This window comes from Streptomyces niveiscabiei, from assembly GCF_001419795.1.
In the GTDB taxonomy this organism is placed as follows: domain Bacteria; phylum Actinomycetota; class Actinomycetes; order Streptomycetales; family Streptomycetaceae; genus Streptomyces; species Streptomyces niveiscabiei.
Map to the genome: position 1 here is coordinate 1 of NZ_LIRL01000730.1, position 14,352 is coordinate 14,352.

Consider the following 14,352-nt stretch of genomic DNA (forward strand, 5'->3'; position numbering starts at 1 on the left):
CCGGCGAGATCACGATCACCCGCAGGACGCCGCTGCGGCGGTCGTAGTCGATGCCCTCCGTCTCGAAGCTGCCGGTGCAGCCGCTGCGCAGGGGGAGCTGGCGCAGGGCGGTGACGTGGCCGGAGACGTTGGAGGTGCCGTTCGGCCGCGCCGCGAGGTCGACCTGGAGGAGCGGCTTCGTCATGCCGAAGAGCGTGCCGGCCGGGTCGTCCGAGGAGCACAGGAGGGTCGTGGGGCCGGAGAAGTCGCAGCCCTGGACGTCCCGGACGGGGCGGTCGAGGGTGACCGTCGTGACCCAGGGGAGGTTGCCGCCCGGCGAGGTGGCCGGGTTGACGCCGGGGGTCGGGAAGACGAGGAAGCGGGTCATCGTGCCCCACTCCCCCGCGAGCATCCACTGTCCGTCCGGGGAGATCGCGACCCACGAGTTGTTGAGGGCCTCGCCGGAGCCGAGCGCGTGCACGTACTCGGACCAGGTGCCGTTCGGGGACTGGACGCGGAACATCTTCGAGGTGCCCACGTCCTGCTGGTAGGGCTCGATGTACGTCCCGTCGGACGCGGCGTCCGGGTCCCCGACGTGGTTCCAGCCCCGGACGCTGACGCCGACGGGGATCGTCCCGATGCCGGTGTACCGGTTCGGGCTGTTCGCCGGCACCTCCACGGACGTGAGCCCCTGGCTCTCGGTCAGCGGATTCGCGCGGTCGGAGCCGACCTCGGTCCAGGTGTCGGCGGCGGACGCGGGCGGCGCGGCCGAGAACGCGACGGCCGCGGCGGTGGCGAGCGTCACCAGGGCAGCACGGAGCCGACGGGTGGGGCGCAGAGGCATGGGTGCCTACTCCTCGGTAGGGAGGGGATCGGCGGAACAGTCTGTCGGGTGGTGCGGGGCGTGTACAGCCCATGTACGGCGGCGAGTTGGGGAACGGGGGACGACGCGCGGGGGGCTCGGTGCCGGGCACCGGAAACGGCGGGCGCCGAAAGCAGGGGCGCCGGAAGCGTCAGGCGCCGAGCCCCGTGCCGTCAGGCCTTCCGGCCCGGCCCCCGGATGCCGAGGACGACGTGGGCGTACAGGTCGTCGTCGTACTCCAGGCGCGGGGTGAGGCCGCCCGCCTCGAAGGCGTCCAGGGCCCGCCGCGCCTGGTGTTCGCTCGTCTCCACGAGGAGGCAGCCGCCCGGGGCGAGCCAGTGGGCGGCCTCGGCGGCGACCCTGCGCAGGACGTCGAGGCCGTCGCTGCCGCCGTCGAGGGCGACGAGGGGTTCGTGGTCGCGGGCCTCGGCGGGCAGGAGGGGGACCTCGCCGGTGGGGACGTAGGGGACGTTCGCGGCGAGGATGTCGACGCGTCCGCGCAGGGTGGCCGGGAGGGCGGCGTACAGGTCGCCCTCGTGGACGTGGCCGCCGTACGGGGCGAGGTTGGTGCGGGCGCAGGCCACGGCGGCGGGGTCCACGTCGGCGGCGTGCAGTTCCGGCGGGGCCAGGGACGCGGCGAGGGCGGCGCCGACCGCGCCGGAGCCGCAGCACAGGTCGACGACGACCGTCGCGTGCGGGGCGGCGGCGAGGGCGCGGTCGACCAGGTACTCGGTGCGGCGGCGGGGGACGAAGACGCCGGGGGCGACGGCTATCCGCAGACCGGCGAACCCGGCCCAGCCGACGACCACTTCGAGGGGTTCACCGGCCGCCCGGCGGGCCACCAGGGCGGTGAGTTCGGCTTCCGTACGGGCCGCGGAGAGGATCAGGTCCGCCTCGTCCTCGGCGAAGACGCAGCCTGCCGCGCGCAGGGCGGCGATGACGGCGGGGCGGGTGGAGAGCAGGGGGTTCATGGAGGTTCGAGCACTTTCGGGGTGGCGAAGGGCGCTCGTACGGTCCCTACGGCCGGCGGTCCGCGCCGATACGGAGGGGGAGCACCCGTGCTGACACAGCGGTGATGGGTCCCACCTCCTCGTCTCCCGGTGGTCGCGGCTGTCGCGACCGGCGTCACCCTACCCCACGGGTCCGGTGGGGCCACGGGGCGTATCCGGTTGTACTCTGCAACCAGAGGCGCGGAGGGAGGTCCGGTGTGGATTCCGAGGCCGTGGAGACCATCCAGCGGGAGATGACCGCGTTCGCCCGGCGGGCCAGGGCGAGCGCCGGGCGGCTGCATCCCGAGCTGACGCTCGTGTCGTACACGCTGCTGGGGCACCTGGAGGAGGCCGAGGGCGCGCGGGCGACCGATCTCGCCGCGCACCACGGGCTCGACAAGTCGACGATCAGCCGGCAGGTGACGGCGCTGGAGGGGGCCGGGCTGATCGAGCGGCGGCCCGACCCGGCGGACCTGCGGGTGCAGGGGCTGTACCTGACGGACGCCGGGCGGCTGATCCTCGCGCAGGTCACCGAGAGCCGGCGCGCGGCGTTCCGGGAGCGGCTCGCCGGGTGGGCGGCGGAGGATCTGGAGAGGTTCGCCGCGTATCTGGTGCGCTACAACGCGGCGGGCGAATCCTCCGTACGATGACCTGATCGCACCGTTTCCCGCCCCGCTGGAGTCCCCGTGGCCCGCACCATCGACCATCCCGACCTCGCGGACGTCCCGCTCCAGCAGTTCCTTGAGGCCCTCGCCGATCCGGTGCGGCGCGCCATCGTCTCCCAGCTGGCCCGGTCCGCCGAGGACCTGAGCTGCGGGGCGGTCGTGACGCCGGTGTCGCTGTCCACGCGCACCCATCACTTCAACGTGCTGCGGGAGGCCGGGGTCATCCGGCAGTACTACGTGGGGACGACCAAGTTCAACTCCCTGCGCGCCGACGACGCCGACGGGCGCTTCCCGGGCCTGCTCGCCGCACTGCTCGGGGCGCAGGAGCGGGAAGCGGCCTCGGCGGACCGGCCTGCGGCGGACGGCTGAACCGGCTGTCCGGGGAATCTCAGGAAGGGAGCCTCAGGAGGGGACCGCCGCTTCCTGCGGGGCGGTCCTCCACTGCCGCAGCAGGGCCGTGACCGCCTGCCGTCCGGCGCGGTTGGAGCCGACCGTGGACTGGGAGGGCCCGAACCCGACCAGGTGCACGCGGGGTTCGCGGGCGGGCTGGGTGCCGAGCATGGTGATGCCGCCGGACGCGTTGCGCAGGCGCAGGGGGTCCAGGTGGGCGAGGGCGGCCTTGAAGCCGGTGGCCCACAGGATCGTGTCGACGGTGGTGAAGGAGCCGTCGGCCTCGCGGACGCCGTGCGGTTCGACGGCGGTGAACATGGGCCGGCGCTCCAGCGCCCCGCGCGCCTTGGCCGCCAGCGCGTACGGGGTCCAGGCGAGGCCGGTGTAGGAGACGACGCTGCCGGTCGGGCGGCCCGCCTCGACATCGGCGGCGACCTTGGAGATGATCTCGCGGCCCTCGACCTCGGGGTCGAACCCGCCGTCCCGGAAGAAGGGTTCGCGGCGCGTGTACCAGAGCGTCGTGGCCACCCGCGAGATCTCCTCCAGCTGCTGGAGCGCGGAGATGCCGCCGCCGACGACGGCGACGCGCTGTCCGGCGAACCGCTCGGCGGAGACGTAGTCACGGGTGTGGAGCTGGACGCCGGTGAAGGTCTCCTGGCCGGGGTAGTGCGGCAGGACGGGGTTGGTCCAGGTGCCGGTGGCGTTGATGACGGCACGGGTGGTCCAGGTCCCGGCGCTGGACTCGACGGCCAGCTCGCCGTCGGGCAGGTCGTCCAGGGGGCGTACGGCGGTGACGGTCACCGGCCGCAGGACCGGCAGCGCCATCGCCTCCTCGAACCCGGCGAAGTAGCGGGGGATCGCCGTACGGCTCGGCTCCTCGGGGTCGACCGGCGGCTGCGGGAAGTCGGGGAGGTCGAAGATGCCGTTGACGGTGTTCATCCGCAGGGACTCCCAGCGGTGGCGCCAGGCTCCGCCGGGGGCGGGTTCGGCGTCCAGGACCACGAAGGTGCGTTCGCCGCCGGGGTCGGTGAGGGCGCTGGTGAAGCCGCGGCGCTTGAGGTGGTGGCCGGCGGAGAGTCCGGACTGTCCGCCGCCGATGACGACGACGCTCGCGCGGCGGGTGCCGGTGGCGGGGGTTGAGGTGCGCGTGTTCATGGGGTGTCCTGCGGTGGGCGGTGGTGGCCTGACGTCGCATGCGGTTCAACAGCGTGACCGCGCCCGCATTCCCCCCAGGCGGCGGGCGGGCCGGTGATCCACATCACGCGCCGACGCGGATCACCGGAGCCGTCACCGCCCTCCCGCTACGCGTCCAGCGGGTGCACTCCCGTCCACCAGTTGCCCGGGGCCTCGGGGTCGCGGCTCGTCCAGTACTCCAGGACCGCCGAGGTGAACTCCTCGCGGGACAGGGTGCCGTTGGAGTCCCGGTCCAGGTGGGCGAAGGCGTTGTCGGCCGTGGCGCGGTCGAGGGTGGGGAAGTGGCCGGCCTGGAAGGCGTAGAACTCGTCGGAGTCGATCACGCCGTTGCCGTCGGTGTCGGCGATGGCGAGGAAGGCTTCGGCGAGGCGGCCGAGGGTGGCGGACGCGGCTTCCGGGTCGTCGGCGAGGCTGCGGGTCGAGGCGATGAAGTCGTCCCGCTCGATGGCGTCGGCGCCGCCCGCGAACGGCTGGTGCAGGTCGCGCCAGATCCCGACGTACGCGTCGACGACCGAGTCCTCGGCGGCGGAGCCCTCCTCGTGTCCGAGGGCCCGGGCGGAGCGCCGGCCCATGAGGACGTGGTCGTGTTCGGTGAGGCGTCCGTCGCCGTCGGCGTCGAGCTGGTCGAAGCCTCGGGCGATCTTGCGGGTGAGGAGGTCGTCGGTCACTGAAGTCCCCTTGCCGGTGCGGGTGTTGTGTGCCGGTCCCGGCCAGGATCGCCCGGGTGGCGGGGTCGCGTACGGGGGTCGGGGGCGCGTCACCCCCGGGGAACAGGTGTGCGGGTGCGTTGCACAGGGGGGTGCGGGGCGCTCGCTCCGATCTGTTGACATCCCTTTCGGCCAACCCCATAGTTTCCGGCACTAGAGCGCTCCACTGACGCGCTCCACATCCGCACAGTGAGGTGCAGGACATGGCTGTTCACCCCCGTATCGCCGCGCTCCTCGTCACGGGACTGCTCGTCGCCGGATGCTCCAGCGGGGCCGGCGGGAAGAAGGCCGAGGACGCCGCCGGGTCCGGCGCCCCGGCCGGGAAGGCGGGCACTCCCCGGATGAAGGTCGCCCTCATCACCCACGCGGACCCCGGGGACACGTTCTGGGACCTCATCCGCAAGGGCGCCTCGGCCGCCGCCGAGAAGGACAACGTCGACCTCGTGTACGCCAGTGACCCGGCCGCCGGGAATCAGGCGAACCTCGTGCAGAACGCGATCGACCAGAAGGTGGACGGCATCGCGCTGACCGCCGCGAAGCCGGACGCGATGAAGGCGGTGGTCGCGAAGGCGACGGCGGCCGGGATACCGGTCGTCGGGTTCAACTCCGGGCTGGACGCGTGGCAGAGCCTCGGCATGCTGGAGTACTTCGGGCAGGACGAGACGATCGCGGGGCAGGCGTTCGGGAAGCGGCTCGACGGGCTCGGCGCGAAACGCGCGCTGTGCGTCGTGCAGTCACAGGGACAGGTCGCGCTGGAGTCCAGATGCGCCGGCCTGGAGAAGGGGTTCTCCGGGAAGACGGAGAAGATCTACGTCACCGGTACGGACATGCCGTCCGTGAAGGCGACGATCACCGCGAAACTCCGCCAGGACCCGTCGATCGACCAGGTCGTCACCCTCGGCGCGCCGTTCGCGCTCACCGCCGTCCAGTCCGTGAAGGACGCGGGCAGCAGGGCGAAGGTCGCGACGTTCGATCTGAACAAGGAGCTGGTCGCGGCGGTCAAGGCGGGCAGTGTGGAGTTCGCGGTGGACCAACAGCCGTATCTCCAGGGGTACTTGGCGGTCGACGCGCTGTGGCTCTACCGGACCAACGGCAACGTCAGCGGCGGCGGCACGGCACCGGTCCTGACGGGCCCGGCGTTCGTGACGAAGGAGAACGTGGACGCGGTGGCGGAGTTCGCGCAGAAGGGGACGCGGTGAGCGGGAAATCAGCCGAACTCCGCGTGCGCGCCGGTGAGTTGACGCGACCGCCCTCACCCCCGCGGCTTCCCCGTCGTCCCCCGCACCACCAGCTTCGGGTCCACCACCGCCTCCCGAGGCTCCCGTTCCTCGTCCTCCAGCCGCTCCACCGCGAACCGCACCGCGTACTCCGCGAGCAGCAGCGCATCTTGACGGACCGTCGTCAGCCCGAGCGGCATCAGGTGGGAGAGGTGGCTGTCGTCGTACCCGACGATCGAGACGTCGCGCGGAATGTCCAGCCCGCCCCGCGCGAGGGTCATCATCAGCCCCATCGCGCACCGGTCGTTCCCCGCGAGGACGGCCGTGGGAAGCGGACGCCCCTCGTCGCGTTCGGCGAGCAGCAGCCGCCCCGTCTCGATGCCGGACCGCTCCGTGTGGTCGCCGGGGATGATGCGGGCCTGCGGCTGGAGGGAGTGCCGGCGCATGGCGGCCCGGTAGGCGCGCCGGCGTTCCGCCGAGCCGGGTCCCTTCCCGCCGTCGATGTGGACGATGTCGCGGTGCCCGAGTTCGACGAGGTGGTCCATGGCGAGCCGGACCCCCTTGCCCTCGGCGGTGTGGACGCTGTCGACGCGGGCGTGGGGGACGCGCCGCCCGACGGAGACGGCGACGGTGCGGCGGCCGAGCGCGTCGAGGTCGGCGGGCTCGGCGTCGGAGCCGAACAGGATGACGGCCTCGCAGCGGTGCGCGAGGAGCGCCTCGACGGCCTTGTCCTCGCCGCGTCCGCGCGCGGTGGCGGAGAGCAGGACGTCGTACCCGAGCCGCTCGGCCTCGGGGTAGATGCCCTCGATGAGGTCGGCGTGGAAGGGCTGGTGGGCGGCGATGAGGACGCCGATGGTGCGGCTGCGTCCGCGGGCGAGCAGGCGCGCGGCGTTGTCGAGCCGGTATCCGATCTCCCCGGCGACGCGCAGGACCCGTTCGCGGGTCTCCTGGCTGGCGCCGGGCTGATTGCGGAAGACGATCGACACGAGTGCCCGGGAGACCCCCGCGCGCTCGGCGACGTCCTCCATCGTCGGCCGCTTTCCCACCGTCACGTCCACCACCCTTCGCGGCCCACTGTACGTGGGGCGCGGCACTCCCAGACATCTCCTCGTAACGACCTATTGACATGACATTTGCACAGGCCCGATCGTACTCACGTAGAGCGCTCTAGTAGAGCGCTACAGGCCATCGGAAGGACACGTCATGGCAAAGGCGCCGGCCTCCCTCCGCGCTACCGCGGGCAATCTCTGCCTGGGCTCGGCCCCCGACTCGTGGGGCGTCTGGTTCCCCGAGGACCAGCACCAGGTGCCGTACCCCCGCTTCCTCGACGAGCTGGCCGAGGCGGGCTACCAGTGGCTCGAACTCGGCCCGTACGGCTATCTCCCCACCGATCCGCAGAAGTTGAAGGCGGAGTTGGAGTCCCGCGGCCTCCAGGTCTCCGGCGGTACGGCGTTCGGCGCGCTGCACCGGCCGGAGGCCTGGGACGAGACGCTCGCGCACGTCCGCCAGGTCGCCGCGCTGACGCAGGCCGCGGGCGCGCACCACCTCGTCCTCATCCCCCCGATGTACCGGGACGAGAAGACCGGCGCGTTCACGGAGTCCCCCGAGCTGACCGCCGAACAGTGGGCGGGCTTCGGCAGGTCCGCCGACCGCCTCGGGAAACTCCTCCTCGACGAGTACGGCGTCCGCCTCGTGATCCACCCGCACGCCGACAGCCATCTCCAGACCCAGCCGGAGATCGAGCGGCTCCTGAACGAGTCCGACGCCCGGTACACGAACCTCTGCCTGGACACCGGGCACGTCGCGTACGGCGGCGGCGACAGCGTCGACCTGATCCGGCGGTTCGGGGAACGCGTCGGGTACGTCCACATCAAGCAGATGGACCCCGAGGTGCTCGCCCAAGTCGCCGCCGAGGGGCTGTCGTTCGGGGAGGCCGTCCAGCGGGGCGTGTGCGTGTCGCCGCCCGCCGGGGTGCCGAGCCCCGCCGAGGTCGTCGCCGAACTGGCCGGTCTGGACGCCGAGTTGTTCGTGATCGTCGAGCAGGATCTGTATCCCTGCGCGCCGGAGGTGCCGTTGCCGATCGCGGTCGGGACGCGCGAGCACCTCGCCGGCTGCGGGCTCACGGGGACGCGGAGGCCAGGCAATGACCGTTGAGACCAAGGCGGTTGAGGCTTCCCCCGGGGTCGCGCGGCGGCTGCGGGTCGTCACCGTCGTCGCCACGTTCGGCGGGCTGCTCTTCGGCTACGACACGGGCGTGATCAACGGCGCCCTGCCGTACATGAAGGACGACCTCGGGCTGACGCCGTTCACCGAGGGCATGGTGACCAGTTCACTGCTGCTCGGCGCGGCGCTGGGCGCGGTCGTGGGCGGGCGGCTGTCCGACGCGCGCGGCAGGCGCCGGACGATCCTGGGGCTCGCGGTGCTGTTCTTCGTCGGCGCGCTCGGGGCGACGCTCGCGCCGAACACGGCGTCGATGGTGGTGGCCCGGTTCGTGCTGGGGCTCGCGGTCGGCGGGGCGTCGGTGACCGTGCCGGTGTACCTCGCGGAGATCTCGCCCGCCGAGCGGCGCGGGGCGCTGGTCACCCGGAACGAACTGATGATCGTCAGCGGGCAGTTGCTGGCGTTCGCGTCCAACGCGGTGATCGCGGACGTCGGGGACGAGTCGGGCGGCGTGTGGCGGTGGATGCTGGTCGTCGCGACGCTGCCGGCGGTCGTGCTGTGGTTCGGGATGCTCGTCATGCCGGAGAGCCCCCGGTGGCTCGCCTCGCGGACCAGGTTCGCGGAGGCGCTGGACGTGCTGCGCCAAGTGCGGTCCCGGGAACGGGCCGAGAGCGAACTCGCCGAGGTGTCGGCGCTCGCCGTCAAGGACGCCGAGCAGCGGCTCGGCGGATGGCGGGACGTCAAGTCCACGCCCTGGCTGCGGAAGTTGATGTTCGTGGGGTTCGGGATCGCGATCGTGCAGCAGATCACCGGCGTCAACACGATCATGTACTACGGGACGCAGATCCTCACCGACGCCGGGTTCGCCTCCGACTCCGCGCTCACCGCGAATATCGCCAACGGGGTGATCTCCGTGCTGGCGACGTTCGTCGGGATCTGGCTGCTGGGGCGGGTGCCGCGCCGACCGATGCTGATGACCGGGCAGGCCGGCACGATCGCCGCGCTGTTCCTCATCGGGGTGTTCTCGCTGACGCTGCCCGCCGGGGACGGGCGCGCGTACGCCGTCCTCGCCATGACCGTCACCTTCCTCGCCTTCCAGCAGGGCGCGATCTCGCCGGTCACCTGGCTGATGCTGTCCGAGATCTTCCCCATGCGGATGCGCGGGTTCGGGATGGGGGTCGCGGCCGTCGTGCTGTGGCTCACGAACTTCGTGATCGGGCTGGTCTTCCCGTCCCTCGTCGACGGGATCGGCGTCTCGGCCACCTTCTTCCTGTTCGTCGTCGCGGGCTTCTTCTCGCTCGCGTTCGTGAAGCGGTACGTCCCCGAGACCAAGGGGCGCACGCTCGAAACGCTGGAGGCGGAGCTTCGCGCCCGCTACTCCCGACCCTGATCGGAGCTATTGCCATGACTGTACGCATCGGTGTCGTCGGCGCCGGGTGGATCGGCACGGAACACATACGGCGGCTCACGCACACGGTGACCGGGGCGCGGGTCACCGCCGTCACCGACCTCGATCCGGGGCGTGCGGCCGAGGCGGCGGGGCCGGTGGGGGCGCGGGTCCTGCCGGACGGCGCCGCTGTGATCGCCTCGGACGACGTCGACGCCGTCCTCGTCACGTCCTGGGGGCCCACCCACGCCGAGCACGTCCTGAACGCGGTCGCCGCCGGGAAGCCCGTGTTCTGCGAGAAGCCGCTCGCCACCACCGCCGAGGACTGTCTCCGCATCGTCGAGGCCGAACAGGCTTACGGGCGGCGGCTCGTGCAGGTCGGGTTCATGCGGCGCTACGACGCCGGGTACCGGCAGCTGAAGGAGGTCATCGACGCCGGGCGGATCGGTACGCCGCTCATCGTGCACTGCGCGCACCGCAACCCCGGCGTGCCCGACTCGTACACCTCCGACATGGCCGCGCTCGACACGGCCGTCCACGAAGTCGACGTCCTGCGCTGGCTGTTGGACGACGAGATCGTCTCCACGCAGGTCGTCACCCCCCGCGCCACCCGGCATCGGGCTCCACACCTCAAGGACCCGCAGATCATGCTGTTCGAGACCGCCAAGGGGGTGCGGATCGACCTGGAGGTCTTCGTCAACTGCCAGTACGGGTACGACATCCAGTGCGAGGCGGTCGGCGAGGAAGGGCTCGCGCGGCTGCCGGATCCGGCGGCCGTGGCGCTGCGCGGCGCCGGTCAGCGTACGTCCGCCGTCCTCACCGACTGGGTCGACCGGTTCCGCGACGCCTTCGACACGGAGTTCCGGGAGTGGATCGCCGGGGTCGGCGCCGGTTCCGCCCCCACGGGGCCCTCCGCGTGGGACGGGTACGCCGCGACCGTCATCACCTCGGCGACCGTCCAGGCCCTGGAGTCCGGCCTCGTCGTCACGACCGACCTGAAGCCCCGTCCCGCCTTCTACGGAGGTGCCGCGTGAAGATCGCCCTCGACCCCTATATGTTCCGTGCGCTGCCGATCGACGCGATGGTCCGCACGGTGGCCGAACTCGGGTACAAGTACATCGAGTTGTCGCCGCGCGATGACTTCATGCCGTTCTTCCTGCACCCGCGCGCGGATGACGAGCGGATCGCGGAACTGAAGAACTCCCTTCGCACGCACGGTGTTCAGCTGTCCTCGGTCCTCCCGCTCTACAAGTGGTCGTCGCCGGACGAGTCCGAGCGGCAGGCCGCCGTCCGGTACTGGAAACGGATGATCGAGATCACCGCCGAGCTCGAATGCCCGTTGATGAACAGCGAGTTCAACGGCCGCCCCGAGCGGGCCGCCGAGAGCGAGGCGGCATTCTGGCGCTCGCTGGAGGAGCTGCTCCCCCTGTTCGAGCGCGAAGGCATCGCTCTGAACCTGGAGGCCCATCCGGACGACTTCTGCGAAGAGAACACGCCCGCAGTCGACTTGGTCCGCGCGATCAACAAACCGTGGGTGAACTACCTGTACTGCGCGCCGCACACGTTCCACTTGTCGGGCCCTTCCGAAACCGGCGCCGACATCGCGCAGATGCTCCGTTACGCCGGAGACAAGCTCCAACACGTCCACATAGCCGACTCGTTCAACCACAAGGGCTCCTCGGGCCTCCGCTACATCATGAACCCACCCGGCACCCCGGCCCGCATCCACCAGCACCTGGACATCGACCAGGGCGAGGTCGACTGGGGCACCTTCTTCGGCACCCTCCGTGCCCTGAACTTCGACGGCGTGGCCACGGCGTGCGTGTTCGCGTGGGAGGAACGGGCGCACGAGTCCTCGGCGTTCATGCTGGACCGCATCCTCAAGGAACTGACGGCCTGACCGCCCCTGAGGCGCCCGTCCGGGCGCCTCACAACTCCCCCACAGCTCACCCCTGTTCCTGTCAGAAGCATTGACCTGCGTTCCCGTACCCCCTACTTTCTGATCGATTTCCCGAACCATGTCCGATATTTCGGACATCCAACTCCCCCCGCACGGAGATCGAGATGAGCGAACTGCCCCACCTTTCGCGCCGTGGGCTTCTTGCCATGGGTGCCGCTGTGCCTGCCGCGTTGGTGCTGGGAGGCGGTACGGCGCACGCCGCCGATTCGGCGTACGCGATGTGCTACTTCACCGAGTCGACCAATCTGGGGGACGGCACCGATTACGGGCTGCATCTCGCCGTCAGCCCGGACGGGCTGAACTGGACGCCGCTCAACCAGAACAACCCCCTGGTCACCCCCACTGCCGGGGCGCTCGGGCTGCGGGACCCCTTCATCATGCGCAAGCAGAACGGCGCGTTCGTCGTGCTGGCGACGGATCTCAAGGGGACGGACTGGAGTTACAACAGCCAGTACATCCACGTGTGGGACTCGGCGGATCTGCGGAGCTTCACGGGGTACCGGCGGCTGAAGCTGCACGACATGACCACGCACAGCTGGGCCCCGGAGGCGTTCTGGGACGCGGGGCGGCAGCAGTACGCGGTGATCTACTCGGCCGTCAACTCCAGCGGCCACAACGTCATCATGGTCAACTACACGACGGACTTCGTGACGGCGTCGGCGCCGCAGGTGTTCTTCGACCCCGGCTACGACGTGATCGACGGTGACATGGCCGTAGGGGTGAACGGCTACAACTACCTGTACTTCAAGAAGAACCAGACCCTGGTGAGTGCCCGCTCGACGACCCTGAACCCGGGCAGCTTCACGGAGTACAGCGCGGGGGTGGCACACGGCGGCACGGAGGCCCCGACGATCGTCAAGTCCCTGACGAACAGCAATCTTTGGTGGCTGTGGGGAGACACGTACACCCCCAACGGCGTCTTCTACGCCTGGCAGTCGACCAGCCCCGCCACCGGCACCTGGACCGCCCTGGACCAGAAGACGTACACGCAGCCGGTCAACTCCAAGCACTGCGGCATCGTCCCGATCACGACAGCCGAGTACGACAACCTCCTCACGAGGTGGGGCGCGCCGGCCTGGAACCGGCTCAAGTCGTACAACTTCCCGGCGCGTTACGTCCGCCACGCCAATTACGCGGCCCGGATCGACGAGTACCCGATCGAGCCGTACAAGGACTCGCTGTGGACGCTGGTCCCGGGCCTCGCGGACGGCGCGGGCGTCTCGTTCCGCTCCGTCAACTTCCCGGACCGGTATCTGCGCCAGTCGAACTACGTGCTGCAACTGGACGTGAACGACGGGACGTCGGCGTTCGCCGGGGACGCGACGTTCTACCGTACGGCGGGCCTCGCGGACGCGAGCTGGGCGTCGTTCCGGTCGTACAGCGACCCGACGCGGTACATCCGGCACTACAGCTACGCGCTGCGCGTCGACCCGGTCTCGACGGCGACGGAGCGGCAGGACGCGACGTTCCGGGTCGGGTACTGAGTGTCGTAGATCCTCGCGGAACCCCCTTCGGATGTCGGATTTCCGGCATCACCCCTGGTGTGGCTCGGTCTCTCCCGCCCCCGTGGCGGAAAGTTGCCCCCAGCTGCAACAGGGCAAGGGAGAACCCGTGAACGTCTCGACCACGACGGACACCCCGCGCGAGCGGCGGGCGGCGACGCTCGTGATGGCTTGTGCGGGGGTGTTCGTCGCCTACCTGCCGGTGACCACCGTGTCGGTGAGCCTCCCGGCGATCCAGCGGGCGCTGCACGCGTCGACGGCCGAACTGTCGTGGGTGAGCGACGCGTTCGTGCTGCCGATGGCGGCGCTGATCCTGACGGCCGGTGTGTTCGGCGACGTACACGGCCGTAAGAAGGTGTTCCTCGCCGGTCTCCTCTTCAGCGCGATCGGCGCGGCCATCGCCCTGTCGGCGGGGTCGATCGAGGTGCTGTGGGCGGGGCAGGCGGTGTCCGGGCTCGGCGCGGCGGCCCTGCTGCCGACGACGCTCGCGCTGATCAGCCACGCCGTGCCGGACCCCCGGGAGCGCGGCAGGTTCGTCGGGCTGTGGGCGACGTCCCTGATGGGCGCGCTCGCGCTCGGCCCGGTGATCGCGGGGCTGATCCTGGAGCACTTCGCGTGGCGGTGGATCTACCTGCTGCCGGTCCCGGCGTCGCTGCTGGCCCTGCTGCTGGTGGCCCGCCTGGTCCCGGACTCCCGCGCGCCCGGCACCCGGCGTCTGGACTGGCCTGGCCAGATCAGCGCGGCGGTGACGATCACGGCGCTGGTGTACGGCGTCATCGAGGGCGGCGCGGGCTCGTTCACGGAGGCGAGAGTCGTCGTAGCGCTGGTGCTGGCGGCCGTCGGCGCCGTCGTCTTCGTCGTCGCCGAGCGCCGCAGCGAGAGCCCGATGCTGGACCTGAAGCTGTTCCGCTCCCCCGCGTTCACGGCGACGACGCTGGTCGCGATGATCAGCTTCCTCGGTCTCATCGGCTTCTTCTTCGCGCTGAGCCTGTACTTCGGGATGGTCCAGCAGTTGACGACGCTGGAGTCGGCGGGCCGGATGATCCTGGTCACGCTCGCGGCGATCGTCGTCTCGCAACCGGCGTCCCGCCTGATGCACCGCTGGTCCCCGCGCGTCCTGATCACGGGCGGCCTGCTGATGACGTCGGCCGCGCTGCTGTCCCTGACATCCATCGGCATCGACACGTCCTACGCCTCCCTGTCCTGGCGGCTCATCCTGCTGGGCCTCGGCCTCGGCTTCGTCATCACGCCGATGACGGCCACGGCGGTCGCCTCGGTCCCCCACCAGCTCGCCGGGATGGCAGCGGCCGGCAACAACGCGTTCCGCCAGGTCGGCGGCG

14 protein-coding genes are annotated in these 14,352 nt (G+C 71.1%); 9 read left to right on the forward strand and 5 right to left on the reverse strand.

The window, feature by feature from the left end:
* Both AOK24_RS32005 and AOK24_RS32010 read right to left on the reverse strand, forming a co-directional pair.
* The coding region (locus AOK24_RS32005; RefSeq protein WP_055723526.1) for a hypothetical protein at positions 1–823 on the reverse strand (823 nt) is incomplete at its 3' end.
* Positions 824–1,014: 191 nt separating this feature from the next.
* Positions 1,015–1,812, reverse strand: a complete 798-nt coding sequence (locus AOK24_RS32010; protein ID WP_055723527.1) for a putative protein N(5)-glutamine methyltransferase — start codon at positions 1,810–1,812, stop codon at positions 1,015–1,017.
* 272 nt (positions 1,813–2,084) lie between these two features.
* Between AOK24_RS32010 and AOK24_RS32015 the strand changes: the two genes are divergently transcribed.
* Positions 2,085–2,480 (forward strand): MarR family winged helix-turn-helix transcriptional regulator, encoded by a 396-nt coding sequence (locus tag AOK24_RS32015; RefSeq protein WP_055723537.1) that lies wholly within the window; start codon positions 2,085–2,087, stop codon positions 2,478–2,480.
* Positions 2,481–2,516: 36 nt separating this feature from the next.
* The gene (locus tag AOK24_RS32020) at positions 2,517–2,864 is read left to right on the forward strand and encodes an ArsR/SmtB family transcription factor (RefSeq protein WP_055723528.1); all 348 of its coding nucleotides are present in this window, start codon (positions 2,517–2,519) and stop codon (positions 2,862–2,864) included.
* A gap of 33 nt (positions 2,865–2,897) precedes the next feature.
* On the opposite strand, the gene AOK24_RS32025 is transcribed toward AOK24_RS32020, so the two are convergent.
* Both AOK24_RS32025 and AOK24_RS32030 read right to left on the reverse strand, forming a co-directional pair.
* On the reverse strand, positions 2,898–4,040 hold the full coding sequence (locus AOK24_RS32025) for an NAD(P)-binding domain-containing protein (protein WP_055723529.1): 1,143 nt from the start codon (positions 4,038–4,040) through the stop codon (positions 2,898–2,900).
* Between the two features lie 146 nt (positions 4,041–4,186).
* Positions 4,187–4,747, reverse strand: a complete 561-nt coding sequence (locus tag AOK24_RS32030) for an EF-hand domain-containing protein (protein WP_055723530.1) — start codon at positions 4,745–4,747, stop codon at positions 4,187–4,189.
* 242 nt (positions 4,748–4,989) lie between these two features.
* Between AOK24_RS32030 and AOK24_RS32035 the strand changes: the two genes are divergently transcribed.
* Positions 4,990–5,985 (forward strand): substrate-binding domain-containing protein, encoded by a 996-nt coding sequence (locus tag AOK24_RS32035; RefSeq protein ID WP_055723531.1) that lies wholly within the window; start codon positions 4,990–4,992, stop codon positions 5,983–5,985.
* Between the two features lie 53 nt (positions 5,986–6,038).
* On the opposite strand, the gene AOK24_RS32040 is transcribed toward AOK24_RS32035, so the two are convergent.
* Positions 6,039–7,031 carry a LacI family DNA-binding transcriptional regulator gene (locus AOK24_RS32040; RefSeq protein WP_055723538.1) on the reverse strand — a complete coding sequence of 331 codons (993 nt, stop codon included), beginning with the start codon at positions 7,029–7,031 and terminating at the stop codon, positions 6,039–6,041.
* Between the two features lie 175 nt (positions 7,032–7,206).
* Here AOK24_RS32040 and AOK24_RS32045 point away from each other — a divergent pair, with 175 nt between their 5' ends.
* The 6 genes from AOK24_RS32045 to AOK24_RS32070 all read left to right on the forward strand — a co-directional run.
* Positions 7,207–8,157, forward strand: a complete 951-nt coding sequence (locus tag AOK24_RS32045) for a TIM barrel protein (protein ID WP_055723532.1) — start codon at positions 7,207–7,209, stop codon at positions 8,155–8,157.
* Positions 8,147–9,553: a sugar porter family MFS transporter gene (locus AOK24_RS32050; RefSeq protein ID WP_055723533.1), complete on the forward strand. Its 1,407-nt coding sequence runs from the start codon at positions 8,147–8,149 to the stop codon at positions 9,551–9,553. The genes AOK24_RS32045 and AOK24_RS32050 overlap by 11 nt, the downstream gene beginning before the upstream one ends.
* Positions 9,554–9,567: 14 nt before the next feature.
* Positions 9,568–10,584 carry a Gfo/Idh/MocA family protein gene (locus AOK24_RS32055; RefSeq protein WP_055723534.1) on the forward strand — a complete coding sequence of 339 codons (1,017 nt, stop codon included), beginning with the start codon at positions 9,568–9,570 and terminating at the stop codon, positions 10,582–10,584.
* Complete coding sequence (locus tag AOK24_RS32060; RefSeq protein ID WP_055723535.1) at positions 10,581–11,450, forward strand: sugar phosphate isomerase/epimerase family protein; 870 nt, start codon at positions 10,581–10,583, stop codon at positions 11,448–11,450. The genes AOK24_RS32055 and AOK24_RS32060 overlap by 4 nt, the downstream gene beginning before the upstream one ends.
* A 164-nt stretch (positions 11,451–11,614) precedes the next feature.
* Positions 11,615–12,994, forward strand: a complete 1,380-nt coding sequence (locus AOK24_RS32065) for a glycoside hydrolase family 43 protein (RefSeq protein ID WP_055723536.1) — start codon at positions 11,615–11,617, stop codon at positions 12,992–12,994.
* 127 nt (positions 12,995–13,121) lie between these two features.
* Positions 13,122–14,352: MFS transporter (locus AOK24_RS32070; protein WP_420876709.1), on the forward strand; the 1,231-nt coding region annotated here is incomplete at its 3' end.

Bases quoted from the DNA above. Each gene is read 5' to 3' on its own strand.
- AOK24_RS32010 (WP_055723527.1), bottom strand. From the start codon at position 1,812: ATGAACCCCCTGCTCTCCACCCGCCCCGCCGTCATCGCCGCCCTGCGC.
- AOK24_RS32015 (WP_055723537.1), top strand. From the start codon at position 2,085: ATGACCGCGTTCGCCCGGCGGGCCAGGGCGAGCGCCGGGCGGCTGCAT.
- AOK24_RS32025 (WP_055723529.1), bottom strand. From the start codon at position 4,040: ATGAACACGCGCACCTCAACCCCCGCCACCGGCACCCGCCGCGCGAGC.
- AOK24_RS32035 (WP_055723531.1), top strand. From the start codon at position 4,990: ATGGCTGTTCACCCCCGTATCGCCGCGCTCCTCGTCACGGGACTGCTC.
- AOK24_RS32040 (WP_055723538.1), bottom strand. From the start codon at position 7,031: ATGGAGGACGTCGCCGAGCGCGCGGGGGTCTCCCGGGCACTCGTGTCG.
- AOK24_RS32045 (WP_055723532.1), top strand. From the start codon at position 7,207: ATGGCAAAGGCGCCGGCCTCCCTCCGCGCTACCGCGGGCAATCTCTGC.
- AOK24_RS32050 (WP_055723533.1), top strand. From the start codon at position 8,147: ATGACCGTTGAGACCAAGGCGGTTGAGGCTTCCCCCGGGGTCGCGCGG.
- AOK24_RS32055 (WP_055723534.1), top strand. From the start codon at position 9,568: ATGACTGTACGCATCGGTGTCGTCGGCGCCGGGTGGATCGGCACGGAA.
- AOK24_RS32065 (WP_055723536.1), top strand. From the start codon at position 11,615: ATGAGCGAACTGCCCCACCTTTCGCGCCGTGGGCTTCTTGCCATGGGT.